The organism is Hydrogenophaga sp. FG152, assembly GCF_057809615.1.
On the sequence record NZ_JBMDKH010000013.1, the window covers coordinates 1 to 20,529 of the forward strand.

22 protein-coding genes are annotated in these 20,529 nt (G+C 67.3%); 5 read left to right on the plus strand and 17 right to left on the minus strand.

The annotated features are described in order from the left end of the window. The first annotated feature begins 82 nt into the window (after positions 1-82). Positions 83-1,417 (plus strand): sensor histidine kinase, encoded by a 1,335-nt coding sequence (locus tag ACODTB_RS15915; protein ID WP_291111447.1) that lies wholly within the window; start codon positions 83-85, stop codon positions 1,415-1,417. Here ACODTB_RS15915 and fba read toward each other — a convergent pair. From fba to ACODTB_RS15975, 12 genes are all read right to left on the minus strand, one after another. Then, positions 1,408-2,445: a class II fructose-bisphosphate aldolase gene (gene fba, locus ACODTB_RS15920; RefSeq protein WP_291111448.1), complete on the minus strand. Its 1,038-nt coding sequence runs from the start codon at positions 2,443-2,445 to the stop codon at positions 1,408-1,410. The genes ACODTB_RS15915 and fba overlap by 10 nt on opposite strands. A gap of 32 nt (positions 2,446-2,477) precedes the next feature. Beyond that, the gene (locus tag ACODTB_RS15925) at positions 2,478-3,671 is read right to left on the minus strand and encodes a phosphoglycerate kinase (RefSeq protein WP_488929474.1); all 1,194 of its coding nucleotides are present in this window, start codon (positions 3,669-3,671) and stop codon (positions 2,478-2,480) included. After that, positions 3,668-4,684: a type I glyceraldehyde-3-phosphate dehydrogenase gene (gap, locus tag ACODTB_RS15930; protein WP_488929475.1), complete on the minus strand. Its 1,017-nt coding sequence runs from the start codon at positions 4,682-4,684 to the stop codon at positions 3,668-3,670. The genes ACODTB_RS15925 and gap overlap by 4 nt, the downstream gene beginning before the upstream one ends. Positions 4,685-4,686: 2 nt before the next feature. Then, on the minus strand, positions 4,687-5,355 hold the full coding sequence (locus ACODTB_RS15935) for an HAD-IA family hydrolase (protein ID WP_291111758.1): 669 nt from the start codon (positions 5,353-5,355) through the stop codon (positions 4,687-4,689). Then, positions 5,352-7,427 (minus strand): transketolase, encoded by a 2,076-nt coding sequence (tkt, locus tag ACODTB_RS15940; protein WP_291111756.1) that lies wholly within the window; start codon positions 7,425-7,427, stop codon positions 5,352-5,354. The genes ACODTB_RS15935 and tkt overlap by 4 nt, the downstream gene beginning before the upstream one ends. Beyond that, the gene (locus ACODTB_RS15945) at positions 7,424-8,302 is read right to left on the minus strand and encodes a phosphoribulokinase (protein ID WP_291111754.1); all 879 of its coding nucleotides are present in this window, start codon (positions 8,300-8,302) and stop codon (positions 7,424-7,426) included. Before ACODTB_RS15945 ends, tkt begins: the two co-directional genes overlap by 4 nt. Before the next feature lie 41 nt (positions 8,303-8,343). Further along, entirely contained in the window at positions 8,344-9,432 is a 1,089-nt protein-coding gene (locus tag ACODTB_RS15950) for a class 1 fructose-bisphosphatase (RefSeq protein WP_291111752.1), read from the minus strand. Further along, complete coding sequence (gene rpe, locus ACODTB_RS15955; protein ID WP_291111750.1) at positions 9,423-10,184, minus strand: ribulose-phosphate 3-epimerase; 762 nt, start codon at positions 10,182-10,184, stop codon at positions 9,423-9,425. Before rpe ends, ACODTB_RS15950 begins: the two co-directional genes overlap by 10 nt. Positions 10,185-10,220: 36 nt before the next feature. Next, entirely contained in the window at positions 10,221-10,991 is a 771-nt protein-coding gene (locus tag ACODTB_RS15960; RefSeq protein ID WP_291111748.1) for an HAD-IA family hydrolase, read from the minus strand. Then, positions 10,984-11,961 carry a CbbX protein gene (gene cbbX / locus ACODTB_RS15965; RefSeq protein WP_291111746.1) on the minus strand — a complete coding sequence of 326 codons (978 nt, stop codon included), beginning with the start codon at positions 11,959-11,961 and terminating at the stop codon, positions 10,984-10,986. Before cbbX ends, ACODTB_RS15960 begins: the two co-directional genes overlap by 8 nt. Positions 11,962-11,981: 20 nt before the next feature. Next, positions 11,982-12,431, minus strand: a complete 450-nt coding sequence (locus ACODTB_RS15970; protein ID WP_291111744.1) for a ribulose bisphosphate carboxylase small subunit — start codon at positions 12,429-12,431, stop codon at positions 11,982-11,984. 147 nt (positions 12,432-12,578) lie between these two features. Next, on the minus strand, positions 12,579-14,048 hold the full coding sequence (locus ACODTB_RS15975; RefSeq protein ID WP_291111742.1) for a form I ribulose bisphosphate carboxylase large subunit: 1,470 nt from the start codon (positions 14,046-14,048) through the stop codon (positions 12,579-12,581). A gap of 105 nt (positions 14,049-14,153) precedes the next feature. Here ACODTB_RS15975 and ACODTB_RS15980 point away from each other — a divergent pair, with 105 nt between their 5' ends. Then, complete coding sequence (locus ACODTB_RS15980) at positions 14,154-15,077, plus strand: LysR family transcriptional regulator (RefSeq protein WP_291111740.1); 924 nt, start codon at positions 14,154-14,156, stop codon at positions 15,075-15,077. Here ACODTB_RS15980 and ACODTB_RS15985 read toward each other — a convergent pair. After that, entirely contained in the window at positions 15,044-16,186 is a 1,143-nt protein-coding gene (locus tag ACODTB_RS15985; protein ID WP_291111738.1) for an HNH endonuclease, read from the minus strand. The genes ACODTB_RS15980 and ACODTB_RS15985 overlap by 34 nt on opposite strands. A 177-nt stretch (positions 16,187-16,363) precedes the next feature. Between ACODTB_RS15985 and ACODTB_RS15990 the strand changes: the two genes are divergently transcribed. The 3 genes from ACODTB_RS15990 (at position 16,364) to ACODTB_RS16000 (ending at position 17,636) form a co-directional block, all read left to right on the plus strand. Further along, positions 16,364-16,786 (plus strand): hypothetical protein, encoded by a 423-nt coding sequence (locus tag ACODTB_RS15990; RefSeq protein WP_291111737.1) that lies wholly within the window; start codon positions 16,364-16,366, stop codon positions 16,784-16,786. 240 nt (positions 16,787-17,026) lie between these two features. Next, positions 17,027-17,260, plus strand: coding sequence for a hypothetical protein (locus ACODTB_RS15995; RefSeq protein ID WP_291111735.1), 234 nt, complete (start codon positions 17,027-17,029; stop codon positions 17,258-17,260). 157 nt (positions 17,261-17,417) lie between these two features. Next, positions 17,418-17,636, plus strand: coding sequence for a hypothetical protein (locus tag ACODTB_RS16000; RefSeq protein WP_291111733.1), 219 nt, complete (start codon positions 17,418-17,420; stop codon positions 17,634-17,636). Here the strand turns inward: ACODTB_RS16000 and ACODTB_RS16005 are convergent. The 4 genes from ACODTB_RS16005 to ACODTB_RS16020 all read right to left on the minus strand — a co-directional run bounded on the left by ACODTB_RS16005 (position 17,628) and on the right by ACODTB_RS16020 (position 20,500). Beyond that, on the minus strand, positions 17,628-18,119 hold the full coding sequence (locus ACODTB_RS16005) for a GFA family protein (RefSeq protein ID WP_291111731.1): 492 nt from the start codon (positions 18,117-18,119) through the stop codon (positions 17,628-17,630). The two genes, ACODTB_RS16000 and ACODTB_RS16005, sit on opposite strands and share 9 nt — an antisense overlap. Positions 18,120-18,200: 81 nt before the next feature. Beyond that, on the minus strand, positions 18,201-18,443 hold the full coding sequence (locus tag ACODTB_RS16010) for a glutaredoxin domain-containing protein (RefSeq protein WP_291111729.1): 243 nt from the start codon (positions 18,441-18,443) through the stop codon (positions 18,201-18,203). 33 nt (positions 18,444-18,476) lie between these two features. After that, a complete protein-coding gene (locus ACODTB_RS16015) occupies positions 18,477-19,451 on the minus strand; it encodes a Bug family tripartite tricarboxylate transporter substrate binding protein (RefSeq protein ID WP_291111728.1) in 975 nt (324 codons plus the stop codon). Positions 19,452-19,483: 32 nt separating this feature from the next. Then, a complete protein-coding gene (locus ACODTB_RS16020; protein WP_291111726.1) occupies positions 19,484-20,500 on the minus strand; it encodes an amidohydrolase family protein in 1,017 nt (338 codons plus the stop codon). Between the last annotated feature and the right edge of the window lie 29 nt (positions 20,501-20,529).

Genomic DNA, 20,529 nt, shown 5'->3' on the forward strand with positions numbered 1-20,529 from the left:
TTCGAGGGGGGACGGCGTCTGGGGCCGGCGGAGCCGGACCCTCGACGCCCCTGGGTGACTGCCTCTCTCGCCGGACATCCGCATGAAGAAGCCGCGCTCCCCGAGCCCCCTGCCCACCGTGCCGATGGAAGGTGTGGACGAGTCCACCTGGATGGACGTGATCCAGAAGATGGACGAGGTCTACACCCGCCTGATCGACGACGAGGTCGAGCTGGAGAAAAAGAACGCCGAGCTGGAGCAGTCGCAGCAGTTCATCTTCAGCGTGCTGACCTCGATGTCGGACGTGCTGGTGGTGTGCGACGCGAACGGCGTGATCGAGCAGGCCAACGCCGCGCTGTGCGAGCTGACCGGCCGCCCCGAGGAACAGCTCAGCGGCACGCCGCTGTACGCGCTGCTGGCCGACGAGCCGAGCCGCGAGCTGGCGCGCGCCGCCATGGAGAAGGCCGACGCGCCGCGCGCGGGCGAGGCGATCGAGCTCAACCTGCTCGACCGCCAGGGCCAGGCCGTGTCGGTGGACGCCAACTGCACGCCGCGCATCGGCGGCAAGGGCCGGCGCGTGGGCACGGTGTGGGTGGGCCGGCCCACGGCCGAGCTCAAGCGCGCGTACCACGAGATGCGCGCCGCGCACGAGGCCCTCAAGCGCACGCAGCAGCAGCTGCTGCACTCGGAGAAGATGGCCTCGCTGGGCCAGCTGGTGGCGGGCGTGGCGCACGAGCTCAACAACCCGATCAGCTTCGTGCTGGGCAATGTGCACGCGCTCAGCAAGTACAGCGACCGCCTGCGCAGCTACATCGCGGCGGTGCACGCGAACGAGCCCGAGGCGGTGCTGGACGAGATGCGTCGCAAGCTGCGCATCGAGCACCTGCTGGCCGACCTGCCTTCGCTGATCGAGGGCACGCTGGAGGGCGCGCAGCGCACGGCCGACATCGTGCACGGGCTCAAGCGCTTCTCGGCCATGGACTCGGAAGAGCGCAAGCCGGTGAACCTGGTGGAGGTGATTCAGCGCGCGATCCACTGGGTGCAGAAAGGCCGCTCGGCACCGGTGGAGGTGCAGTGGCAGGCCGGCGAGACCTGCACGGTGATGGGCAGCGCCGGCCAGCTGCAGCAGGTGATGATGAACCTGCTGCAAAACGGCTTCGACGCCGTGGGCCAGCGCGAGGCGCCGCGCATCGTGGTGTCGCTGGAGCGCGCAGACGGCACCGTGCGCGTGACGCTGCGCGACAACGGCCCGGGCATCCCGCCCGAGCACCTGCTGCGCATCTTCGACCCCTTCTTCACCACCAAGCCGGTGGGCAAGGGCACGGGCCTGGGCCTGTCGATCAGCTACGGCATCGTGGAACAGCACGGCGGGCGGCTGAGTGCGCGCAACGCCGAGGGCGGTGGCGCGGAGTTCGTGCTCGAACTCCCTCAGGCGTAGCTCTCCGCCATCGCGTCCAGCGGCACCGGTTTCATCCGGCTCGCCTGGCCCGCGCTGCCGAAGGCCTCGAAGCGCTCCTTGCAGACGCCGCGCGCCGCCTTCTTGGCCGCCAGCAGCGCCTTGCGCGGGTCGAACTCGCTGCGCTCCTTCGCAAAGGTCTGGCGCATGGCGCCGGTCATGGCCAGGCGGATGTCGGTGTCGATGTTGACCTTGCGCACGCCGTTCTGGATGCCGCGGCGGATCTCTTCCACCGGCACGCCGTAGGTTTCCTTGATGTCGCCGCCGTGCTCGCGGATGATGGCCAGCCACTCCTGCGGCACGCTGGAGCTGCCGTGCATCACCAGGTGGGTGTTGGGCACGCGGGCGTGGATGGCGGCGATGCGGTCGATGGCGAGGATGTCGCCGGTGGGCTGGCGCGTGAACTTGTAGGCGCCGTGGCTGGTGCCGATGGCGATGGCCAGCGCGTCCACGCCGGTGCGGCGCACGAAGTCTTCGGCCTGTTCGGGGTCGGTGAGCATCATGTCGTGCGTGAGCTTGCCGGCCGCGCCCACACCGTCTTCCTCGCCGGCCTCGCCGGTTTCGAGCGAGCCCAGGCAGCCGAGCTCGCCTTCCACCGACACACCCACGGCGTGCGCGAGTTCGCAGACACGGCGCGTCACCGCGAGGTTGTAGTCGTAGGTGGCGGGGGTCTTGCCGTCCTCGCGCAGCGAACCGTCCATCATCACGCTGGTGAAGCCGGATCGGATCGACTGCATGCACACGGCCGGCGTGGCGCCGTGGTCCTGGTGCAGCACCACGGGCAGGTCCGGGTGGGCCTCGACAGCGGCCAGCACCATGTGGCGCAGGTAGGCCTCGCCCGCGTACTTGCGCGCGCCGGCCGAGGCCTGCAGGATCACCGGGCTGTCGGTCTCCTGCGCGGCCTCCATGATGGCCAGGATCTGTTCGAGGTTGTTGACGTTGAAGGCGGGCACGCCGTAGCCGTGTTCGGCCGCGTGGTCCAGCACCTGGCGAAGGGAAACGAGCGCCATGGGAAAGCTCCTGGATGAAGTGAAAGAAAAAGTCAGGCCGCGCGGCGTTCGAGGATCTCGAAGGCCGGCAGGGTCTTGCCTTCGAGCACTTCAAGGAAGGCGCCGCCACCGGTGGAGATGTAGCCCACGTCCTTCTCGATGCCGTACTTGGCGATCGCCGCCAGCGTGTCGCCACCACCGGCGATGCTGAACGCGCTGCTCTTCGCAATGGCGTCGGCGATGGCCTTGGTGCCGCCCTCGAAAGCCGCGAACTCGAACACGCCCACCGGGCCGTTCCACACGATAGTGCCGGCCTGCATCAGCTGCGCGGCCAGCTTCGCCGCCGTCTCGGGGCCGATGTCCAGGATCAGGTCGTCGTCCGCGACGTCCGTGGCCTTCTTCACCGTGGCCGGCGCATCCGCCGCGAAGGCCTTGGCCGTCACCACGTCGGTGGGGATCGGCACCTCCGCACCACGCGCCTTCATCGCCTCGATCACCGCCTTGGCCTCGTTCACCAGGTCGGCCTCGGCCAGGCTCTTGCCGATCTTCAGGCCCGCGGCCAGCATGAAGGTGTTGGCGATGCCGCCACCGACGATCAGGTTGTCCACGTTGTTCGCCAGGCTCTTGAGGATGGTCAGCTTGGTGCTGACCTTGCTGCCGGCGACGATCGCGACCAAGGGCCGTTTCGGGGCGGCCAGGGCCTTGGCAATCGCGTCCATCTCGGCGGCCAGCAGCGGGCCGGCCGAGGCGATGGGCGCGGTCTCGGCGATGCCGTAGGTGGTGCCTTCGGCGCGGTGCGCGGTGCCGAAGGCGTCGTGCACGAAGATGTCGCACAGCGCGCCCAGCTTCTTCGCCAGCTCGGGGCTGTTCTTCTTCTCGCCCACGTTGAGGCGGCAGTTCTCCAGCAGCACGACTTCGCCGGGGGCGACGGAGAAGTCGCCGTCGATCCAGTTGGCCACCAGGCGCACCGGGCGGTCCAGCAGCTCGCCCAGGCGCGCGGCCACGGGCGCGAGCGAGTCCTCGGGCTTGAAGGCGCCTTCGGTGGGGCGGCCCAGGTGGCTGGTGACCATCACCGCCGCGCCCGCGCCCAGCGCCATCTGGATGGCCGGCAGGCTCGCGCGGATGCGCGTGTCTTCGGTGATCTCGCCGCCGGGCGACAAGGGCACGTTGAGGTCCGCACGGATGAAGACGCGCTTGCCGCGCGCGAAGCCGCTCGCGCACACGTCACCGAAACGCAGCGCGCTCATGCGAGACCGCCCACGACGCGCGCCATCTCCAGGCACTTGTTGGAGTAGCCCCACTCGTTGTCGTACCAGCTCACGACCTTGATGAAGGTCTTGTCCAGCGCGATGCCGGCGTCGGCGTCGAAGATCGAGGTGCGCGTGTCGCCCCGGAAGTCGGTGGCCACCACCTTGTCCGTCGTGTAGCCCAGCACGCCCTTCAAGGCGCCTTCGCTCTGCGCCTTCATCTCCGCGCAGATTTCTTCGTAGGTCGCTTCCTTGTTCAGCTCCACCGTCAGGTCCACCACCGACACGTCGGAGGTCGGCACCCGGAAGCTCATGCCCGTGAGCTTCTTGTTGAGCTCGGGAATCACCACGCCCACGGCCTTGGCCGCGCCCGTGCTGCTGGGGATGATGTTTTCCAGGATGCCGCGGCCACCGCGCCAGTCCTTGTTGCTCGGGCCGTCCACCGTCTTCTGCGTGGCCGTGGCCGCGTGCACCGTGGTCATCAGGCCGCGCTTGATGCCCCACTTGTCGTTGAGCACCTTGGCGATCGGCGCCAGGCAGTTGGTGGTGCACGAGGCGTTGGAGATGATGGCCTCGCCCTTGTAGGTCTTGTCGTTCACGCCGAAGACGAACATCGGGGTGTCGTCCTTGGAGGGGGCCGAGAGGATGACCTTCTTCGCACCCGCGTCCAGGTGCTTCTGGGCCGTGACCTTGTCCAGGAACAGGCCGGTGGATTCGATGACCACGTCGGCACCGACTTCGTTCCACTTCAGGTTGGCGGGGTCGCGCTCCTGCGTGAGACGGATCTTCTTGCCGTTGACGATCAGCGTGTTGCCTTCGACCGAGACCGTGCCCTTGAAGCGGCCGTGCACGCTGTCGTACTGCAGCATGTAGGCCAGGTACTCGGGTTCGAGCAGGTCGTTGATCGCCACCACTTCGATGTCGTTGAAGTTCTGGATGGCGCTGCGCAGCACGTTGCGGCCGATGCGGCCGAAGCCGTTGATGCCGAGGCGGAGGGGTTGTCGGGTGGTCATGGTCAATGCAGAAGGGCGGAGATGTCGGGAATCACGCGGTCGGGCGCGCAGGCGGTGATGGGCTCGCCCATGTTGTAGCCATAGGGCAGGGCCCAGACGCGCACGCCGGCGTTGCGCGCGGTGGCCACGTCGATGGACGAATCGCCCACGAAGAGCGCGCGCTCCGGCGGCACCTGGAACAGCGACAGGCAGCTGTGGATGCCGGCGGGGTCGGGTTTTTTGGTGGGCAGGGTGTCGCCGCTGACCACGCGGTGAAACAGGGGCGCGAGGCGGTGCGCGTCCATCACGGTGGCGGTGTAGCGGCTTTCCTTGTTGGTGACGACGGCGAGCTTCACGCCGCGCTCGCGCAAGGCGGTGAGGGTTTCGCGCACCTGGGGGTAGAGCTGGCTGCGCGTACCGCAGCGGCGCTGGTAGTGGCGGTCGAACTCGGCGGCGATCAGCGGCAGGGCGCTGCTGGCGCGCACCACGTCCACCCCGGTCTTGCCGGCCGAGGCCAGGGCCTGGATCAGCAGTTCGCGCGTGCCGTGGCCGATCCAGCGCTCCACCTGCACCTGCGACACCGCGGGCAGCTCGAAGCGGATCAGGGTGTCGTTGACGGCGTCGCCGATCTCGCCAGCGGTGGCGACCAGGGTGCCATCGAGGTCGAACATGACGAGATCTGCAGCGCTCATGCCGCCACCGTCTCGATGCCCGCACGAACGCGCGGGCGCGGGTGCAGCAGCGCGCGCACCTCGTCGGCCACGCGGGCGGCGGTGATGCCGAAGTGCGCGTACAGGTCTTTCGCGGGGGCCGATTCGCCGAAGCTGCTCATGCCCACGACACGGCCTGTGCGGCCCACGTACTTGCGCCAGAAGTCGGGGTGCGCGGCCTCCACCGCCACGGCGGGCAGCGCGGGCGGCAGCACCGCGTCCTGCCAGGCGGCGTCCTGCCGGTCGAAGACGTTGGTGCAGGGCATGGAGACGACCCGCGTGGCGATGCCTTCGGCCGCGAGCGCGGTTTGCGCCTGCAGGGCCAGCACGGTTTCGGAGCCGGTGGCGACGATCACGGCCTGCGCGCCCGGCATGTCCGAGAGCACGTAGCCGCCGCGCTGCACGGCGGCGGCCCGGGTCTCGTCGCCCAGCGGCGGCAGGTTCTGGCGCGAGAGCGCGAGCGCGCTGGGGCCGTCGCGCCGCTGCAGCGCGTGGGCCCAGGCCACGGCGGTTTCGAGCGCATCGCCGGGCCGCCACACGTCCAGCCCCGGGATGAGGCGCAGGCTGGGCACGTGCTCCACCGGCTGGTGGGTCGGGCCGTCCTCGCCCAGGCCGATGCTGTCGTGCGTGAACACGTGGATGACCTGCAGCTTCATCAGCGCGGCCATGCGCACCGCGTTGCGGCTGTAGTCGCTGAAGGCGAGGAAGGTGCCGCCGTAGGGGATGAAGCCGCCGTGCAGGGCCAGGCCGTTCATGATGGCGGCCATGCCGAACTCGCGCACGCCGTAGCTCAGGTGGTTGCCGCCGGTGAAGCGCCCGGTCGCGTCGGGGCCGGCGGTGACGCAGCCTTTGAAGTTGGTGAGGTTGGAGCTGGTGAGGTCGGCGCTGCCGCCGAAGATCTCGGGCAGTTGCGGCGCCATGGCGTCGAGCGCGAGCTGGCTGGCCTTGCGCGTGGCGACGGCGTCGGTGCGCCGGCCCAGGGCCGCGACGAGCGCGGGCAGGCCGTCGGCAAAGCCCTCGGGCAGTTCACCCACGAGGCGGCGGTCGAAAGCGGCGGCTTCGGCCGGGTAGGCCTCGCGGTAGGCGGCGAAGCGCGCCTGCCAGTCGGTCTCCAGCGTGGCGCCGCGCTCGGTGGCGTTCCAGGCGGCGGCGATGTCGGCCGGGATCTCGAAGGGGGCGGCGGTCCAGCCCAGGGCTTCGCGGGTGGCCTGCACCTCAGCCGCGCCGAGCGCGGCGCCGTGCACCTCGTGGCCGCCCTGTTTGTTGGGCGAGCCCTTGCCGATCAGGGTCTTGCAGCAGATCAGCGTGGGCCGGCCTTCGGCCTGCGCGCTGGCGCTGCGCGCGCGCCGCAGCGCGGCGTCGACGGCGTCGGGGTCGTGACCGTCGACGCTGACCACGCGCCAGCCGTAGGCGGCAAAACGGCGCGGCGTGTCGTCGGTGAACCAGCCCTGCACGTGGCCGTCGATGGAGATGCCGTTGTCGTCGTAGAGCGCGATCAGTTTCGAGAGGCGCAGCGTGCCCGCGAGCGAGCAGGCTTCGTGGCTGATGCCTTCCATCAGGCAGCCGTCGCCGAGGAAGACGTAGGTGTGGTGGTCCACGATGGCGTGGCCCGGCCGGTTGTACTCGGTGGCGAGCAGCTGCTCGGCCAGCGCCATGCCGACCGCGTTGGCCAGGCCCTGGCCGAGCGGACCGGTGGTGGTTTCCACGCCGGGTGTCACACCGACCTCGGGGTGGCCGGCGGTCTTGCTGTGCAGGCGGCGGAACTGGCGCAGGTCGTCCATGGACAGCGCGTAGCCGGTGAGGTGCAGCAGCGCATAGAGCAGCATGGAACCGTGGCCGTTGGAGAGCACGAAGCGGTCGCGGTCGAACCAGTGCGGGTTCGCCGGGTTGTGGCGCAGGTGGCGGTTCCACAGCACCTCGGCGATGTCGGCCATGCCCATGGGCGCGCCAGGGTGGCCGGACTGCGCGGCCTCCACCGCGTCCACCGCGAGCAGGCGGATGGCGTTGGCCATGCGGCGCGCGAGGTCGAGGTTGGGGGGTTGCCGGGCGTTCATGCCATTGCCCTCTGCTTGCGCTCCATCATGCGCCAGATGAACGGCGTGAAGATGAGCTGCATCGCCAGTTCCATCTTGCCGCCGGGCACGACGATGGTGTTGGCGCGCGACATGAAGGAGTCGTGCACCATGCTCAGCAGGTACTGGAAGTCGATGCCCTTGGGCTTGGCGAAGCGGATCACGACGAAGCTTTCGTCGGGCGCCGGGATCTCGCGCGCGATGAAGGGGTTGGAGGTGTCCACGCAAGGCACGCGCTGGAAGTTCACATGCGTGTGCGCGAACTGCGGGCAGATGTAGTTCACGTAGTCGGGCATGCGGCGCAGGATGGTGTCGGTGACGGCCTCGGTGCTGTAGCCGCGCTTGGACTTGTCGCGCCAGAGTTTCTGGATCCATTCGAGGTTGATGACGGGCACGACGCCGATGAGCAGGTCGGGGTGCTGGGCGATGTTGACCTCGGGCGTGACCACGGCGCCGTGCAAGCCTTCGTAGAACAGCAGGTCGGTGTCTTGCGGCAGTTCCTGCCAGGGCGTGAAGGTGCCGGGCGCCTGTTTCCAGGGCGCGGCCTCTTCGGCGTCGTGCAGGTACTTGCGCGACTGGCCGGTGCCGCTGCGGCCGTAGCTGGCGAACAGCGCTTCGAGTTCGGGGAACAGGTTGTTCTCGGGGCCGAAGTGGCTGAAGTGGCCGTTGCCCGCGCGCTCGGCCTCGGCCTGGCGCTGCTTCATTTCCTGGCGGTCGTGGCGGTGGAAGCTGTCGCCTTCGATGAGGGCGGCGGTGACGCCTTCGCGACGAAAGATGTTCTCGAAGGTGCGGGTGACCGAGGTGGTTCCCGCGCCCGACGAGCCGGTGATGGCGATGATGGGGTGGCGCTCAGACATGGTGATGTCCCGTGGAGTTGAAGAATCGGTGCCGGCGCAGGTCAGACGCGGAACAGGCTGCGCTCGTGGAACAGGGGGTTGTCCAGGTCTTTGCGCGCCGGCGGCTCGGCGTGGTAGCGCTCGATGCGCTCGACCTCGTGCTTCGAGCCGAACACCAGGCCGATGCGCTGGTGCAGGCCATCGGGCTGCACGCCGAGCATGGGCACGCGCCCGGTGCTGGCGCGGCCACCGGCCTGTTCCATGATGAAACCGATGGGGTTGGCCTCGTACAGCAGCCGCAGGCGACCGGGCTTGGCGGGGTCCTTGCAGTCGCGCGGGTACAGGAAAACGCCACCGCGCATGAGGATGCGGTGCGCCTCGGCCACCATGCTGGCGATCCAGCGCATGTTGAAGTCCTTGGCGCGCGGGCCGGTCTTGCCGGCCAGGCATTCGTCCACGTAGCGCTTGACCGGGGCCTCCCAGAAGCGGCTGTTGGAGGCGTTGATGGCGAACTCCTGCGTGTCGGCGGGCACGGTGAGGTCGGGGTGGGTGAGCATGAACTCGCCCAGGTTGGGGTCGAGGGTGAAGCCGGTCACGCCGTTGCCCACGGTGAGCACGAACATGGTGGTGGGGCCGTAGAGCGCGTAGCCGGCGGCCACCTGCTGCGTGCCGGGCTGCAGGAAGTCGGCTTCGGTGACTTCGCGGTCTTCGCCGGCCGGCGCGCGCAGCACCGAGAAGATGCTGCCCACGGAGACGTTCACGTCGATGTTGCTGGAGCCGTCGAGCGGGTCGAACACCAGCAGGTACTTGCCGCGCGGGTAGGTGCTGGGGATCTGGTACGGCGCGTCCATCTCTTCGGAGGCCATGCCCGCGAGGTGGCCGCCCCACTCGGTGATGCGCAGGAAGTAATCGTTGCTCAGCACGTCGAGTTTCTCCTGCGTTTCGCCCTGCACGTTGACCGAGCCGCCGGCGGCGGCGGCGTGGTTGCCCAGCACGTCGCCCAGGGCCCCGAAGGCCACGGCGCGCGCGATGGCCTTGCAGGCCATGGCGACGTCGAGGATGAGGGCGTTGAAATCGCCGCTGGCTTCGGGGAAGCGGCGGCGTTCTTCGATGAGGTACTGGGTGAGGGTCTTGCGGCCGGTCAGTGGCATGGCGTGGTTCTCCGCGGGGCGTTGCTGGAATGGAAGTCCGGGGTGGCGGCGGCGTGGCGCATCGCGCTCATGACGCCGTGGTAGCCGCCCGCCGCGTCGGCGGCGCCGAAGATGGCGCTGCCGGCCACGCAGATGTCGGCGCCGGCCTGGACGATCTCGCCGATGTTGTCCAGCTTCACGCCGCCGTCCACCTCCAGCCAGATGGGCTGGCCGCCGGTGGCGGTGTGGGCGTCGATGCGGCGGCGCGCTTCGCGCAGCTTGTGCAGGGTGTGGGGGATGAAGGCCTGGCCGCCGAAGCCCGGGTTGACACTCATCAGCAGCACCAGGTCCAGCTTGTCCATGACGTGGTCCATCCAGGCCAGCGGCGTGGCGGGGTTGAGCGCGAGGCCGGCCTTGCAGCCGTGCGAGCGGATCAGCTGCAGCGTGCGGTCCACGTGGCGCGAGGCCTCGGGGTGGAAGCTGATGCAGTTGGCGCCGGCCTTGGCGAACAGGGGGACCAGCGCGTCCACCGGCTCCACCATGAGGTGCACGTCGATGGGGATCTGCACGTGCGGGCGGATGGCTTCGCAGACCTGCGGGCCGATGGTGAGGTTGGGCACGTAGTGGTTGTCCATCACGTCGAAGTGCACGAAGTCGGCGCCGGCGGCTTCGATGGCGCGCACCTCTTCGCCCAGGCGCGCGAAGTCGGCCGAAAGGAGGGAGGGCGCCAGGCGCACGGCGGGCGACGGGTTGAACTTGGGCGGGCGGGACATCGTGGGGCGACGCTGTGTTTTGAAAAGAAAGGGGGCTCAGGCCGACTCGAACAGCGTGGTGCCGGCGTGCCAGCGCCGCAGCGCGTCCACGGTGACCCAGCGCTGCTCCATGCCGGCCACGCCGCTGGGCAGCAGCTGGTTCACGTCGCCCAGGTGGGGCAGCACGAGCAGGGCGTCGTCGAAGCGGTGGTCGGCGGTGTGCACGGTGGGCGTGACCAGGGTCTGCAGGCCGGCGGCGGTGGCCGCGCGCAGGCCGTTGGCGGAGTCCTCGAAAGCCAAGCAGGCGCTGGCCGGCAGCCTCATGGCGGCGAGCACCTGCTGGTAGACCAGCGGGTCGGGTTTCTTGCGCGGCGCGGTGGACGCGTCGCCGATGGCGGCAAAGTGGCGCTTCCAGTCGGGGCCGAGCGGGGTGCGCAGCAGGGCGTCGATGTTGGCGGGTGTGGTGGTGGTGGCGATGGCCAGGCGCAGGCCGCCGGCCAGGGCTTCGCGCAGGAGGCGCAGCACGCCGGGGCGCAGCGCGAGCTGGCCGCCGCTCACGCGGCTTTCGTACAGGCGCGTCTTGATGGCGTGCACGCGCTCGATGGTGGCTTGCGCGGCCTTGCCGCCGGCCACGTCGGGCTCGACCATGCGCCAGTGGTGGGCGATGCGTTCCTTGCCGCCCGAGACCTGCAGCAGGCGGGTGTAGGTGGCGTCGTCCCAGTGCCAGTCCAGGCGCACTTCGGCGAAGGCGTCGTTGAAGGCAGCGCGGTGCGCGGCCTCGGTGTCGGCCAGGGTGCCGTCCACGTCGAAGATGAGGGCCTCAAGCATGGCCGGCCCCTTCTGCTTCGCTGAACAGGCGGCTGGCCAGGATGTCGGGCGCCTGCAGGGTGGTGAGTTCTTCGGCGGTGAGCTCGCGCTGCGGCTGCGCGAACAGGCGGCTGGCCTGGCGCAGGCGCGCGCGGTCCAGCGCGTTGCGCACGCTGCGCGCGTTGGCGAAGTGCGGCTGCTGCAGGCGCAGGCCCAGGTAGCGCTCGAAGGCCTCGGCGGCCTCGGGGCTGAAGCGGTAGTTCTGCTCGGCCAGCATCTGGCGCGAGATCTGCATCAGCTCGCCGGCATCGTAGTCGGGGAAGGTGAGGTGGTGCGCGATGCGCGAGCGCATGCCGGGGTTGGACTGGAAGAAGGTGTTCATGCGGTCCTCGTAGCCTGCAAGGATCACCACCAGGTCGTCGCGGTGGTTCTCCATCACCTGCAGCAGGATCTCGATCGCCTCCTGGCCGTAGTCGCGCTCGTTCTCGGGGCGGTAGAGGTAGTAGGCCTCGTCGATGAAGAGCACACCGCCCATGGCGCGCTTGAGCACCTCGCGCGTCTTGGGCGCGGTGTGGCCGATGTACTGGCCCACCAGGTCGTCGCGCGTGACGGCCACCATGTGGCCCTTGCGCACGTAGCCCAGGCGGTGAAGGATCTGCGCCATGCGCAGGGCCACGGTGGTCTTGCCGGTGCCGGGGTTGCCCGAGAAGCACATGTGCAGGCTGGGCGGCTGCGAGGGCAGGCCCAGGTGGGTGCGCAGCTTGTCGATGACGAGCAGCGCGGCGATGTCGCGCACGCGCGCCTTGACGGGGGCCAGGCCCACGAGCTCGTCGTCCAGTTCCTGCAGCACGGCCTCGACCTGGGTGTCGGCCAGCACCGCACCGACCGAGCGCGCGGGCGGTTGGGCCGGCGCGGCCACCGATGCCGCCGCGGTGGTCACGGCGGCATCGGTCGGTGGCGGCGGCGTGCTGCCGGGGATGAGGTACGACATGGCGGCGCTCTCCCCTTCGCTCAGGCGGCGGTGTCGCGGTAGCGTTCACCTTCGGGGCGGTCGGTGCCGTAGCCGCGCGTGGTGTAGCGCAGGCTGCGGCCGTTGACCTCCTGGCGCTCCAGCATGAAGCCGGGTTCGCTGGTCGGGCGGTTGACGATGAAGCTCATGGCGATGGTCTCGACGTTGCGCGTGGAGTCGAAGGCCATCATGCGGATGTAGTGGCGCGGGAAGGCTTTGCGGCAGGCCTGCAGCTCCTGCAGCACGCCGGCGGCGTCGTGCAGGTCGAACATGGGGTGGCCGTACATCGACCAGTAGGTGTTGCGCGGGTGCGGGTCGTCGGTGTACTCGACGCTCCAGGCGTAGCCGCGCTTGAGGCCGTATTCGATCTGCGCGGTGATCTCCGGGTCCGTCAGGTCGGGCAGGAAGCTGAACTGGCCTTGCGTGATGCGGCCGGTGGCGTTGGTCATCATGGTGAGGAACTCCAAAAGATTCAAAGGTGTGGGCCAGAGGTAGCGCCTTCCAGAGGTACCGAGGAACCGGCTTTGCCGGGCCTCTGGTGCCGTCCCCCTCCCGCCGAAGGCGAGAGAGGGGGAAGCCGCGCAGCGGCGCAGGGGGTGTTACGCCGCCACCGGGGTGGCCACGTAGTCGCTGCTGTCCGTGCTCTGGTAGTTGAAGCTGATCTCGCCCCAGGTATCGAGCGCGGCCTTGAGCGGGCTGCAGTGCTGCGCGGCCTGCTTGAGGATGGAGGGGCCTTCCTGCAGCAGATCGCGCCCTTCGTTGCGCGCTTTCACCATGGCTTCGAGCGCCACGCGGTTGGCCACCGCGCCGGCCTGGATGCCCATGGGGTGGCCGATGGTGCCGCCGCCGAACTGCAGCACCACGTCGTCGCCGAAGAGCTCGATCAGCTGGTGCATCTGGCCGGCGTGGATGCCGCCCGAGGCCACGGGCATGACCTTCTTGAGGTCGGCCCAGTCCTGGTCGAAGTAGAGGCCGCGCGGCAGATCGGTCCTGGTGTAGCTGTCGCGGCAGACGTTGTAGTAGCCCTGCACGGTGAGCGGGTCGCCTTCGAGCTTGCCCACCGCCGTGCCGGTGTGCAGGTGGTCGCAGCCCGCCAGGCGCAGCCACTTGGCGATCACGCGGAAGCTCACGCCGTGGTTCTTCTGCCGCGTGTAGGTGCCGTGGCCCGCGCGGTGCATGTGCATGATCATGTCGTTCTTGCGGCACCAGTTGGCCATGCTCTGGATGGCGGTGTAGCCGATCACCAGGTCCACCATCACGATCACCGAGCCCAGCTCCTTGGCGAACTCGGCGCGCTCGTACATGTCTTCCATGGTGGCGGCGGTCACGTTCAGGTAGCTGCCTTTGACTTCACCGGTTTCGGCGCTGGCCTTGTTGACCGCGTCCATCACGAACAGGAAGCGGTCGCGCCAGTGCATGAAGGGCTGCGAGTTGATGTTCTCGTCGTCCTTCATGAAATCGAGCCCGCCCTTGAGGCCTTCGTACACCACGCGGCCGTAGTTGCGACCCGAAAGCCCCAGCTTGGGCTTGGTGGTGGCGCCCAGCAGCGGGCGGCCGAACTTGTCCAGGCGCTCGCGCTCGACCACCAGGCCGGTGGGCGGGCCCTTGAAGGTCTTCACGTAAGCCACGGGGATGCGGATGTCTTCCAGCCGCGCGGCCTTCAGCGGCTTGAAGCTGAAGACGTTGCCGATCAGGCTCGCCGTCATGTTGGCGATGGAGCCTTCCTCGAACAGGATCAGGTCGTAGGCGACCCAGGCGAAGTACTCGCCCGGGCGGTTGGGCACGGGCTGGACCTTGTAGGCCTTGGCGCGGTAGCTGTCGCAGGCGGTGAGGCGGTCGGTCCACACCACCGTCCAGGTGGCGGTGCTCGACTCGCCGGCCACGGCGGCGGCGGCTTCCTCGGGGTCCACGCCGTCCTGCGGCGTGATGCGGAACAGGCAGAGCGTGTCCGTGTCCTTGGGCACGTAGTCGGGCATCCAGTAGCCCATCTGCTTGTACTTGAGCACGCCCGCGCTGTAGCGCTTCTTGGCGTCGGTGATCTCGGTTGAACCAGTGGGGGCGTTGCTCATCGGTGGCTCCAAAAGTGGGGTTTGTCTGGGGTGGAGCGGACTGTAGATTTCGGTCTGAATAAAGTAAATTCACGATTTCTTGTAAGTCGATTAAGGAATTACTGAATGAAGAACGCCACCTTCCGGCAGTTGCGCGTGTTCAGCGAGGTGGCGCGCCACCTCAGCTTTGCGCGGGCGGCGCAGGTGCTGCACCTCACGCCGCCGGCGGTGACGATGCAGGTCAAGGAACTGGAAGGGCACGTGGGCATGCCGCTCTTCGAGCGCAACGGCCGCAAGGTGGCGCTGACCACCGTGGGCGAGTACATGCTGGTCTACGCGAGGAAGGTGCTGGCGACGCTGAAGGACGCGGAGGACGCGGCCGCGCGGCTGCAGAAGCTGGAGACCGGCACGCTGGTGATCGGCATGGTGAGCACGGCCAAGTACTTCCTGCCGCACCTGCTGGCCGAGTTCCGGCGCGAGCACGGCAGCATCGACATCCGCCTGGCGGTGAGCAACCGCGAGCAGCTGGTGAAGATGCTGCACGCCAACGAGGTGGACATCGCGATCATGGGCCGCCCGCCCAAGGAGCTGGCCACGCGCGCCGAGCCCTTCGCCGCGCACCCGCACGTGTTCGTGGCGCCGGTGGACCACCCGCTCGCGCGCGCGGGCCATGTGCCGGCGGCGCTGCTGCGCGAATACGACTTCATCGTGCGCGAGCAGGGCTCAGGCACGCGCGCGGCGCTGGAGAAATTCCTGGCCGACGAGCACGTGGAGCTGCGCGTGATCATGGAGATGGCGAGCAACGAAACCATCAAGCAGGCCGTGATGGCCGGCATGGGCCTGAGCTTTCTGTCGCTGCACACCATCGGCCTGGAGCTGAGCAACCAGCTGCTGACGGTGCTGGACGTGGAGGGCGCGCCGGTGGTGCGCGCCTGGAACGTGGTGCACACGCAGTCCAAGCTGCTTTCACCGGCGGCGGAGGCGTTCCGCTATTTCGTGCTGGAGCGCGGGGAGGCTTATCTGGCGGAGAGCTTTCCGGTGGTTGGATGAGTTTGCGACGCAGCCTCTGCTTGCACTTCAAGTCGAAGCAGACGGTGTTCTAGCCGATGACAGTTGGCGCAAAGACACGCTAGGTCTTGAAGCGACGTCTTGTGACCATCCGCCATGTCCGCAACGTGTGTCTTGCGATGGTGGACTTCTATGCATGCATCCGCATGGCGGCTCTTGTACTCGTCAACAGGGTCTTTGCCGCAGCGCTCGCAAAACAGCTTGCCGCCATGCTTTCTGCGGAACTCCGCCTTTTTTGCTTCCCGCAATCCAGACGCTCGTTCCCGCTGGAGATGGAGACGCACTTTTGGCGTGCCTTCAAGCCATTCCGGGTCGGAGCTTTTTGGCTGTGACTGATCTCCCACTCCGACTTCTGACGAGTTCTTAGGAACGATGAGATAGCCCGCGGCTTCCAGGGACAAAAAGCATGGTGTGTCTACGCCTGCGGAAAAGTGCTTTGGCGTGGCTTTAAAACCAAGTGCTTCTGAGAGGGCAATTCCAAACACCGCCTTAGGCGGTAGACGAGAACCATCGTGCAGAAGCAAATCGTAGTTTGTTGATTCGTCGAAACCATGATCCGTGAATCCGGTTCGAAATCGTTCCACCGCATTCCAGAGGTGCTCCGCTGTGACCTTCGATAGCTCTGAGGCAGGTAAGCGCTGTTGAGTTCGAAGATCTGCTGCCACAGGCACTGCCTTCAACCATCGGATGAGTTCACTACTCTTAGAGCCTGCACGGATCAGCAAGCGAATGCGCTTGGTCGAATTGCCATTCTTCGACTTCGAGGTGGGTTTGCGCGCCATACCTTGCATTCGCCGGGACATCAAGCTCACCATTTGGGGTGCCGGCATATTGCATTCACTGGTATGAAGAATGACCCTTTCCTCCAGCGGCATGGCTTGCACCTGAGCGCTGTCGAGCCAAGCGCGATCAACGGGCCATCCCACAGCTGCTAGCCGTCTTATAAGAAGCGTGAGAGCTCTCGAATAGTCGAGATTCGTCCCATTCTTAGCTTTGCTTCCGCCCCGGCTATGAAAAACGATGTTGTCCGCATCCAAGTCGAATCGCGCATCTAGCAGCGATCCATCGTCACTCAACAGCTGAAACGGCATAGTGGTCTCCTTTATTGACGCAGTATCGCGCTCTCAAGGCGGCGGCACATCGCAGCACTATGGTTCGTTGTCATGTGTGGCATCAACATTTAGCTTGAGCGCAGAACCCGCTAGCTATACTTCCAGAGTCACGTCAAAAACAGACGTGATCGGGTCTAGGAAGCCTGAGACATCCGCATGCGTCGCAAGCCGCATTGCCCGCTGCCCGCAGAAGCTCTGTGGCTTGTTTGTTCTTGCCGCCGCTCCATTGATTTGGAAGGCGGCCTTTGCAAGCAACATCGCTGGAGCTCTATGACCAAACGCACTCCTCAAGGCGCCATCGCCGCCAAGCCGCAACACCCCAGAACCCCCAGCCTCGCCGTGTTGGCTGCCGATCAGGTGATGCACCTGAGCATGACGCTCGACGCTTATCACGCTCTGGAAAAACTCGTCACGCCTCTGTACGCCATCGAGGTCGACGAGGGTGTGGCCCCTTCCAGGGCAGAGCTAGGTTCGCTGCTGCGCATCGTCAACGCGGAGTTACAGCAGATGGTGAACCAGCTGAGCGACACCACCGCCATGCTGCAAACCGCCTCCAAGGGGCCGGTCTCATCGCCCTGAGGTGGCCTGGGTTTTCCACCCAGGGCACGGCGGCGTGGCTGGGCGCGTGCGGGCGAAGGCGGTGAAACAGGCCCTCGCCGCTCGCCGCCTCTCCAGCTCCCTCGTGAAAATTGCCACAACTCCTACACCGCGATCGCGCTGGCCGTCATATTCTTGCCGCGCAACAGTGGCAGCATGTGCGAAAGAAGTTTCAAGTGCATGCGACCCACCCCTTGTCCAATCGCCTCTGGGAGTGCTTTCGTGTTTATCTACAAGATTTTTGGTGAACAACCCGGCTTTGCCGAAGGGTTGATTTTCAACAGCTGCGTGAAGAATCTGCAGGACCAGCCGGACCTCTGGCTCGACGAGTGCCCGTACCTCTACCCGCGTTCGTCCTCCCGGCTGCCCGAAGGCTTGCGCGTGGTGCAACTCGGCACTGCCGAAGATCGCACGCCCCACCAACCCAGCCCCCCGCGCTGGATGCTGGCCGCCTGATCCCCCGGCCCTTCGCCCCTCCCTCGCGGGGGGGCTTTGCCGTGTGGGACGTCTCCTACACGCGCATTTTTGCTCTTCCTACAACGACGCCCGAGGTTCAAATCCACACTCGTTTCCTGCTGTCACGGACCGTTACCGTTGATTCAAGGAGATGGCGATGAAAGAATTTTTCAAGCTGTGCGTGATCACCGTGGCCGGCATGGCGGCCATCGCCTCCATCCTGCATCTGGCGGTGGCGCTGGGGCAGAATGAATCGCCCTGGAACGCGCTGATCTACCTCGGCATCTCCAGCGGTGCCCTGGGTTTGATGGGCCTCCTGGACACGGCACAACGCCTCGATCAGCAGATGAGCAACGCGCCAGAGGCCTCAACCTGACGGCTTCTTCGGACCGTGTTGGCGGTGCCAGTCCTTGAGTGAAAAATCCGGGTACGCGTCAAAACGCTGGTCGCCTTTGCGGCCTTCCACACGAACCCATGGGGCCTTGGAGCCCAGCATGATGTGCACGTGGGCTGGCGGCTCGGGCAAAGGCGTGTCGATGGCGCCTGCATGCGGGTGCACCAGGTCGGGCCAGCTCGGGTCGTACAGCCAGAGCGCGGTGCCGCAGTGCCCGCAGAAGTGCCGCTGGCCGGTGCTGTGCCGCGCCTCGTCACCTTCCTGGATGGTGGCCTGGTAAACGCGCAAGTAGCGCTTGCCCGTCACCTTCAGGGTGCGGTGGTCGGCGCCCAGGTTGATCGCGTAACCACCGGTGCCCGCCGTCTTGCGGCAGATGGAGCAATAACACCGCATGAACGGCACGGGCTCGGCCGAGTCGACCGAGAAGCGCACGCGGCCGCAATGGCAAGAGCCTTCGAGCTTCATGGCGTTCTCCTTGCAAACCCCCATTGGGCCTGTCCGACGCCCCGAAGGCTGTCGGACAACGCCTGATCGGGACCAGCGGGCCTACCGCCCCAGCTGCGCCAGCGCCGCCTGCAGCCCCTGCAGGCCGCCCACGCGCTGGTCGTTGATGAAGATCTGCGGCATCTGCCGCACCGAAGGCCCGCACTTCTCGTAGAACGCGATGCGCTCCGCCTCGTCGTCGATCTTGATTTCCTCGAAACCGAGCGAGCGGGACTTGAGCAGCATCTTGGCCGACTCGCATTGCGGGCAGGCGGACTTGGAGTAGACGACGATTTTGAGTGACATGGCCCGGAGTTTACGGGCCGCCCCCAAGTCCCCTCAGTCGATCTGGATCTTCGCGTCGCGCACGATGCGCGCGTAGGTCGCGATTTCCTTGGTGATGTAGGGCGCGAACTGCGCCGGGCCCATGGGCGCGGCGACGAAGCCCTGCGCACCGAGGCGCTCCGTCACCAGGGCCGAGCGCATGGCCTTGGCGCTTTCTTCGGTGAGGCGTTTGCTGATCGCCTCGGGCAGCTTGCCCGGCGCCCACAGGCCGTACCAGGTCACCATCTCGAAGCCGGCAATGCCGGACTCGGCCACCGTGGGCACGTTCGGCATGCTGGGCAGGCGCGCCTTGGTGGTCACGGCCAGGGCCTTGAGCTTGCCGCTGGCGATGTGCGGCGCGGTGGACGGCAGGGCGTCGATGATCACGCTGATCTGGCCGCCGAGCAGGTCGTTCAGGGCGGCGGCCGTGCCGCGGTAGGCGACGATGGGCATCTCCAGCTTGCCGCCGAACTTGATGGCTTCGAGCGAGACGTGCATGGGCGAACCGATGGCCGAGGTGCCCAGGCTGAAGCCCTGCGGCTTGGCGCGCGCGGCTTCAAGGAAGTGCTTGAGGTCGTCGGCCGGCACGCTGGGGTGCGCCGCCACCACCATGGGCACCGAGCCCAGGAACGACACCGGCGTGAAATCCGTGACCACGTCGTAGGGCACCTTGCGCACCATGAGCGGGTTGGCGATCAGCGTGGGGGACTGCACCAGCAGGGTGTAGCCGTCGGCCGGGGCCTTGGCCACGAGGTCGCTGCCGATGACGCCGCTGGCGCCGGCGCGGTTCTCCACCACGAAGGGCTGCCCCATCTGCTCGGTGAGGCGCTGCGCGAGCACACGCGCCACCAGGTCCACCGTGCCGCCGGGCACGTACGGCACGATGATGCGCACCGGGCGGTTGGGGTAGGTCGGGGCCTGCGCGTGCGCGCCGAGGCCGGTGGCGGCGAGCAGGCCGGCCAGCAGCGCGCGGATCCATGGTTTCGTCATCGTCGTGTCTCCTTGAAAGGTGGGTGTGGCGACTAGCAGCAGGGCATCTTCAACAGGCGCAGCGCGTTGCGGAAGTAGATGCCTTCCCGCTCTTCTTCAGGCAGGTTCAGCGAGTCGATGGCTTCGGGGATGGTGCGGATGAACATGGGGCCGCCCTCCGGATCGAAGGGGCAGTCGGAGGCGAACACCACCTGCTTCGCACCGAAGAAGTCGAGCCCGCAACGCAGGCCGGAGCGGCCGCCGGCCAGCGCCGTATCGGCGTAGAACATGCGGAAGTAGTCGATCGGGCGTTTGGCCATGCGCTTGAGCAGGCCTTCGTAGTCTTCGTCCGAGGTGCGGCTGCCGAACTGGTCCAGGCCGGGGCCGACGCGCCCGTCGAAGAACGGGATCATGGCGCCCATGTGGTGGGTGATCACCTTGAGCCCGGGCAGCCTGTCGAAGAAGCCGGAGAACACCATGCGCGTCATGGCCGCGCTGGTCTCGTAGGGCCAGCCGAAGGTCCACCAGATCTCGAACTTGGACTTCTTCTCCGAGGCGTAGTCGGCCATGTTCGCGCCACGCGCGGGGTGCATCCAGACCGGCACGTCGTAGGTGTTCACGGCGGCCTCGAAGATGGGCCAGAACTCGGGCTCGTCCAGCGGGCGGCCGTTCACGTTGGTGAAGACCTGGATGCCGCGCGCGCCCAGCACCTTGATGGCGTATGCCATCTCTTCCAGGCAGGCCGCCGGGTTGTTCATGGGCAGCGAGGCCACGAAGGCGGGGAACTTGTCCGGGTGCGCGTCGCGGATCTTGGCCATCTCCTCGTTGGCCAGGCGGGCCAGCGCGGGCGAGTCTTCGGGGCCGGCGATCAGCTCGATGGGCGGGTTCGACAGCGTGAGGATCTGCTGGTACTCCGGAAAGCCTTCCATCATCTTCAGGCGCGCGTCCAGGTCGTACAGCACCGGAATGGTCAACCAGCGCTTGATGGCACCCTTGTCCTTGGCCAGCTCGGCCATGCGCTCGAAATACTTGCGCGGCAGGATGTGGGCGTAACTGTCGATCTTTCGCATGGGCTTTTCTCGCTCTTTATTCACCATTT

Bases quoted from the DNA above. Each gene is read 5' to 3' on its own strand.
- ACODTB_RS15915 (WP_291111447.1), top strand. From the start codon at position 83: ATGAAGAAGCCGCGCTCCCCGAGCCCCCTGCCCACCGTGCCGATGGAA.
- fba (WP_291111448.1), bottom strand. From the start codon at position 2,445: ATGGCGCTCGTTTCCCTTCGCCAGGTGCTGGACCACGCGGCCGAACAC.
- ACODTB_RS15925 (WP_488929474.1), bottom strand. From the start codon at position 3,671: ATGAGCGCGCTGCGTTTCGGTGACGTGTGCGCGAGCGGCTTCGCGCGC.
- gap (WP_488929475.1), bottom strand. From the start codon at position 4,684: ATGACCACCCGACAACCCCTCCGCCTCGGCATCAACGGCTTCGGCCGC.
- ACODTB_RS15935 (WP_291111758.1), bottom strand. From the start codon at position 5,355: ATGAGCGCTGCAGATCTCGTCATGTTCGACCTCGATGGCACCCTGGTC.
- tkt (WP_291111756.1), bottom strand. From the start codon at position 7,427: ATGAACGCCCGGCAACCCCCCAACCTCGACCTCGCGCGCCGCATGGCC.
- ACODTB_RS15945 (WP_291111754.1), bottom strand. From the start codon at position 8,302: ATGTCTGAGCGCCACCCCATCATCGCCATCACCGGCTCGTCGGGCGCG.
- ACODTB_RS15950 (WP_291111752.1), bottom strand. From the start codon at position 9,432: ATGCCACTGACCGGCCGCAAGACCCTCACCCAGTACCTCATCGAAGAA.
- rpe (WP_291111750.1), bottom strand. From the start codon at position 10,184: ATGTCCCGCCCGCCCAAGTTCAACCCGTCGCCCGCCGTGCGCCTGGCG.
- ACODTB_RS15960 (WP_291111748.1), bottom strand. From the start codon at position 10,991: ATGCTTGAGGCCCTCATCTTCGACGTGGACGGCACCCTGGCCGACACC.
- cbbX (WP_291111746.1), bottom strand. From the start codon at position 11,961: ATGTCGTACCTCATCCCCGGCAGCACGCCGCCGCCACCGACCGATGCC.
- ACODTB_RS15970 (WP_291111744.1), bottom strand. From the start codon at position 12,431: ATGATGACCAACGCCACCGGCCGCATCACGCAAGGCCAGTTCAGCTTC.
- ACODTB_RS15975 (WP_291111742.1), bottom strand. From the start codon at position 14,048: ATGAGCAACGCCCCCACTGGTTCAACCGAGATCACCGACGCCAAGAAG.
- ACODTB_RS15980 (WP_291111740.1), top strand. From the start codon at position 14,154: ATGAAGAACGCCACCTTCCGGCAGTTGCGCGTGTTCAGCGAGGTGGCG.
- ACODTB_RS15985 (WP_291111738.1), bottom strand. From the start codon at position 16,186: ATGCCGTTTCAGCTGTTGAGTGACGATGGATCGCTGCTAGATGCGCGA.
- ACODTB_RS15990 (WP_291111737.1), top strand. From the start codon at position 16,364: ATGCGTCGCAAGCCGCATTGCCCGCTGCCCGCAGAAGCTCTGTGGCTT.
- ACODTB_RS16000 (WP_291111733.1), top strand. From the start codon at position 17,418: ATGAAAGAATTTTTCAAGCTGTGCGTGATCACCGTGGCCGGCATGGCG.
- ACODTB_RS16005 (WP_291111731.1), bottom strand. From the start codon at position 18,119: ATGAAGCTCGAAGGCTCTTGCCATTGCGGCCGCGTGCGCTTCTCGGTC.
- ACODTB_RS16010 (WP_291111729.1), bottom strand. From the start codon at position 18,443: ATGTCACTCAAAATCGTCGTCTACTCCAAGTCCGCCTGCCCGCAATGC.
- ACODTB_RS16015 (WP_291111728.1), bottom strand. From the start codon at position 19,451: ATGACGAAACCATGGATCCGCGCGCTGCTGGCCGGCCTGCTCGCCGCC.
- ACODTB_RS16020 (WP_291111726.1), bottom strand. From the start codon at position 20,500: ATGCGAAAGATCGACAGTTACGCCCACATCCTGCCGCGCAAGTATTTC.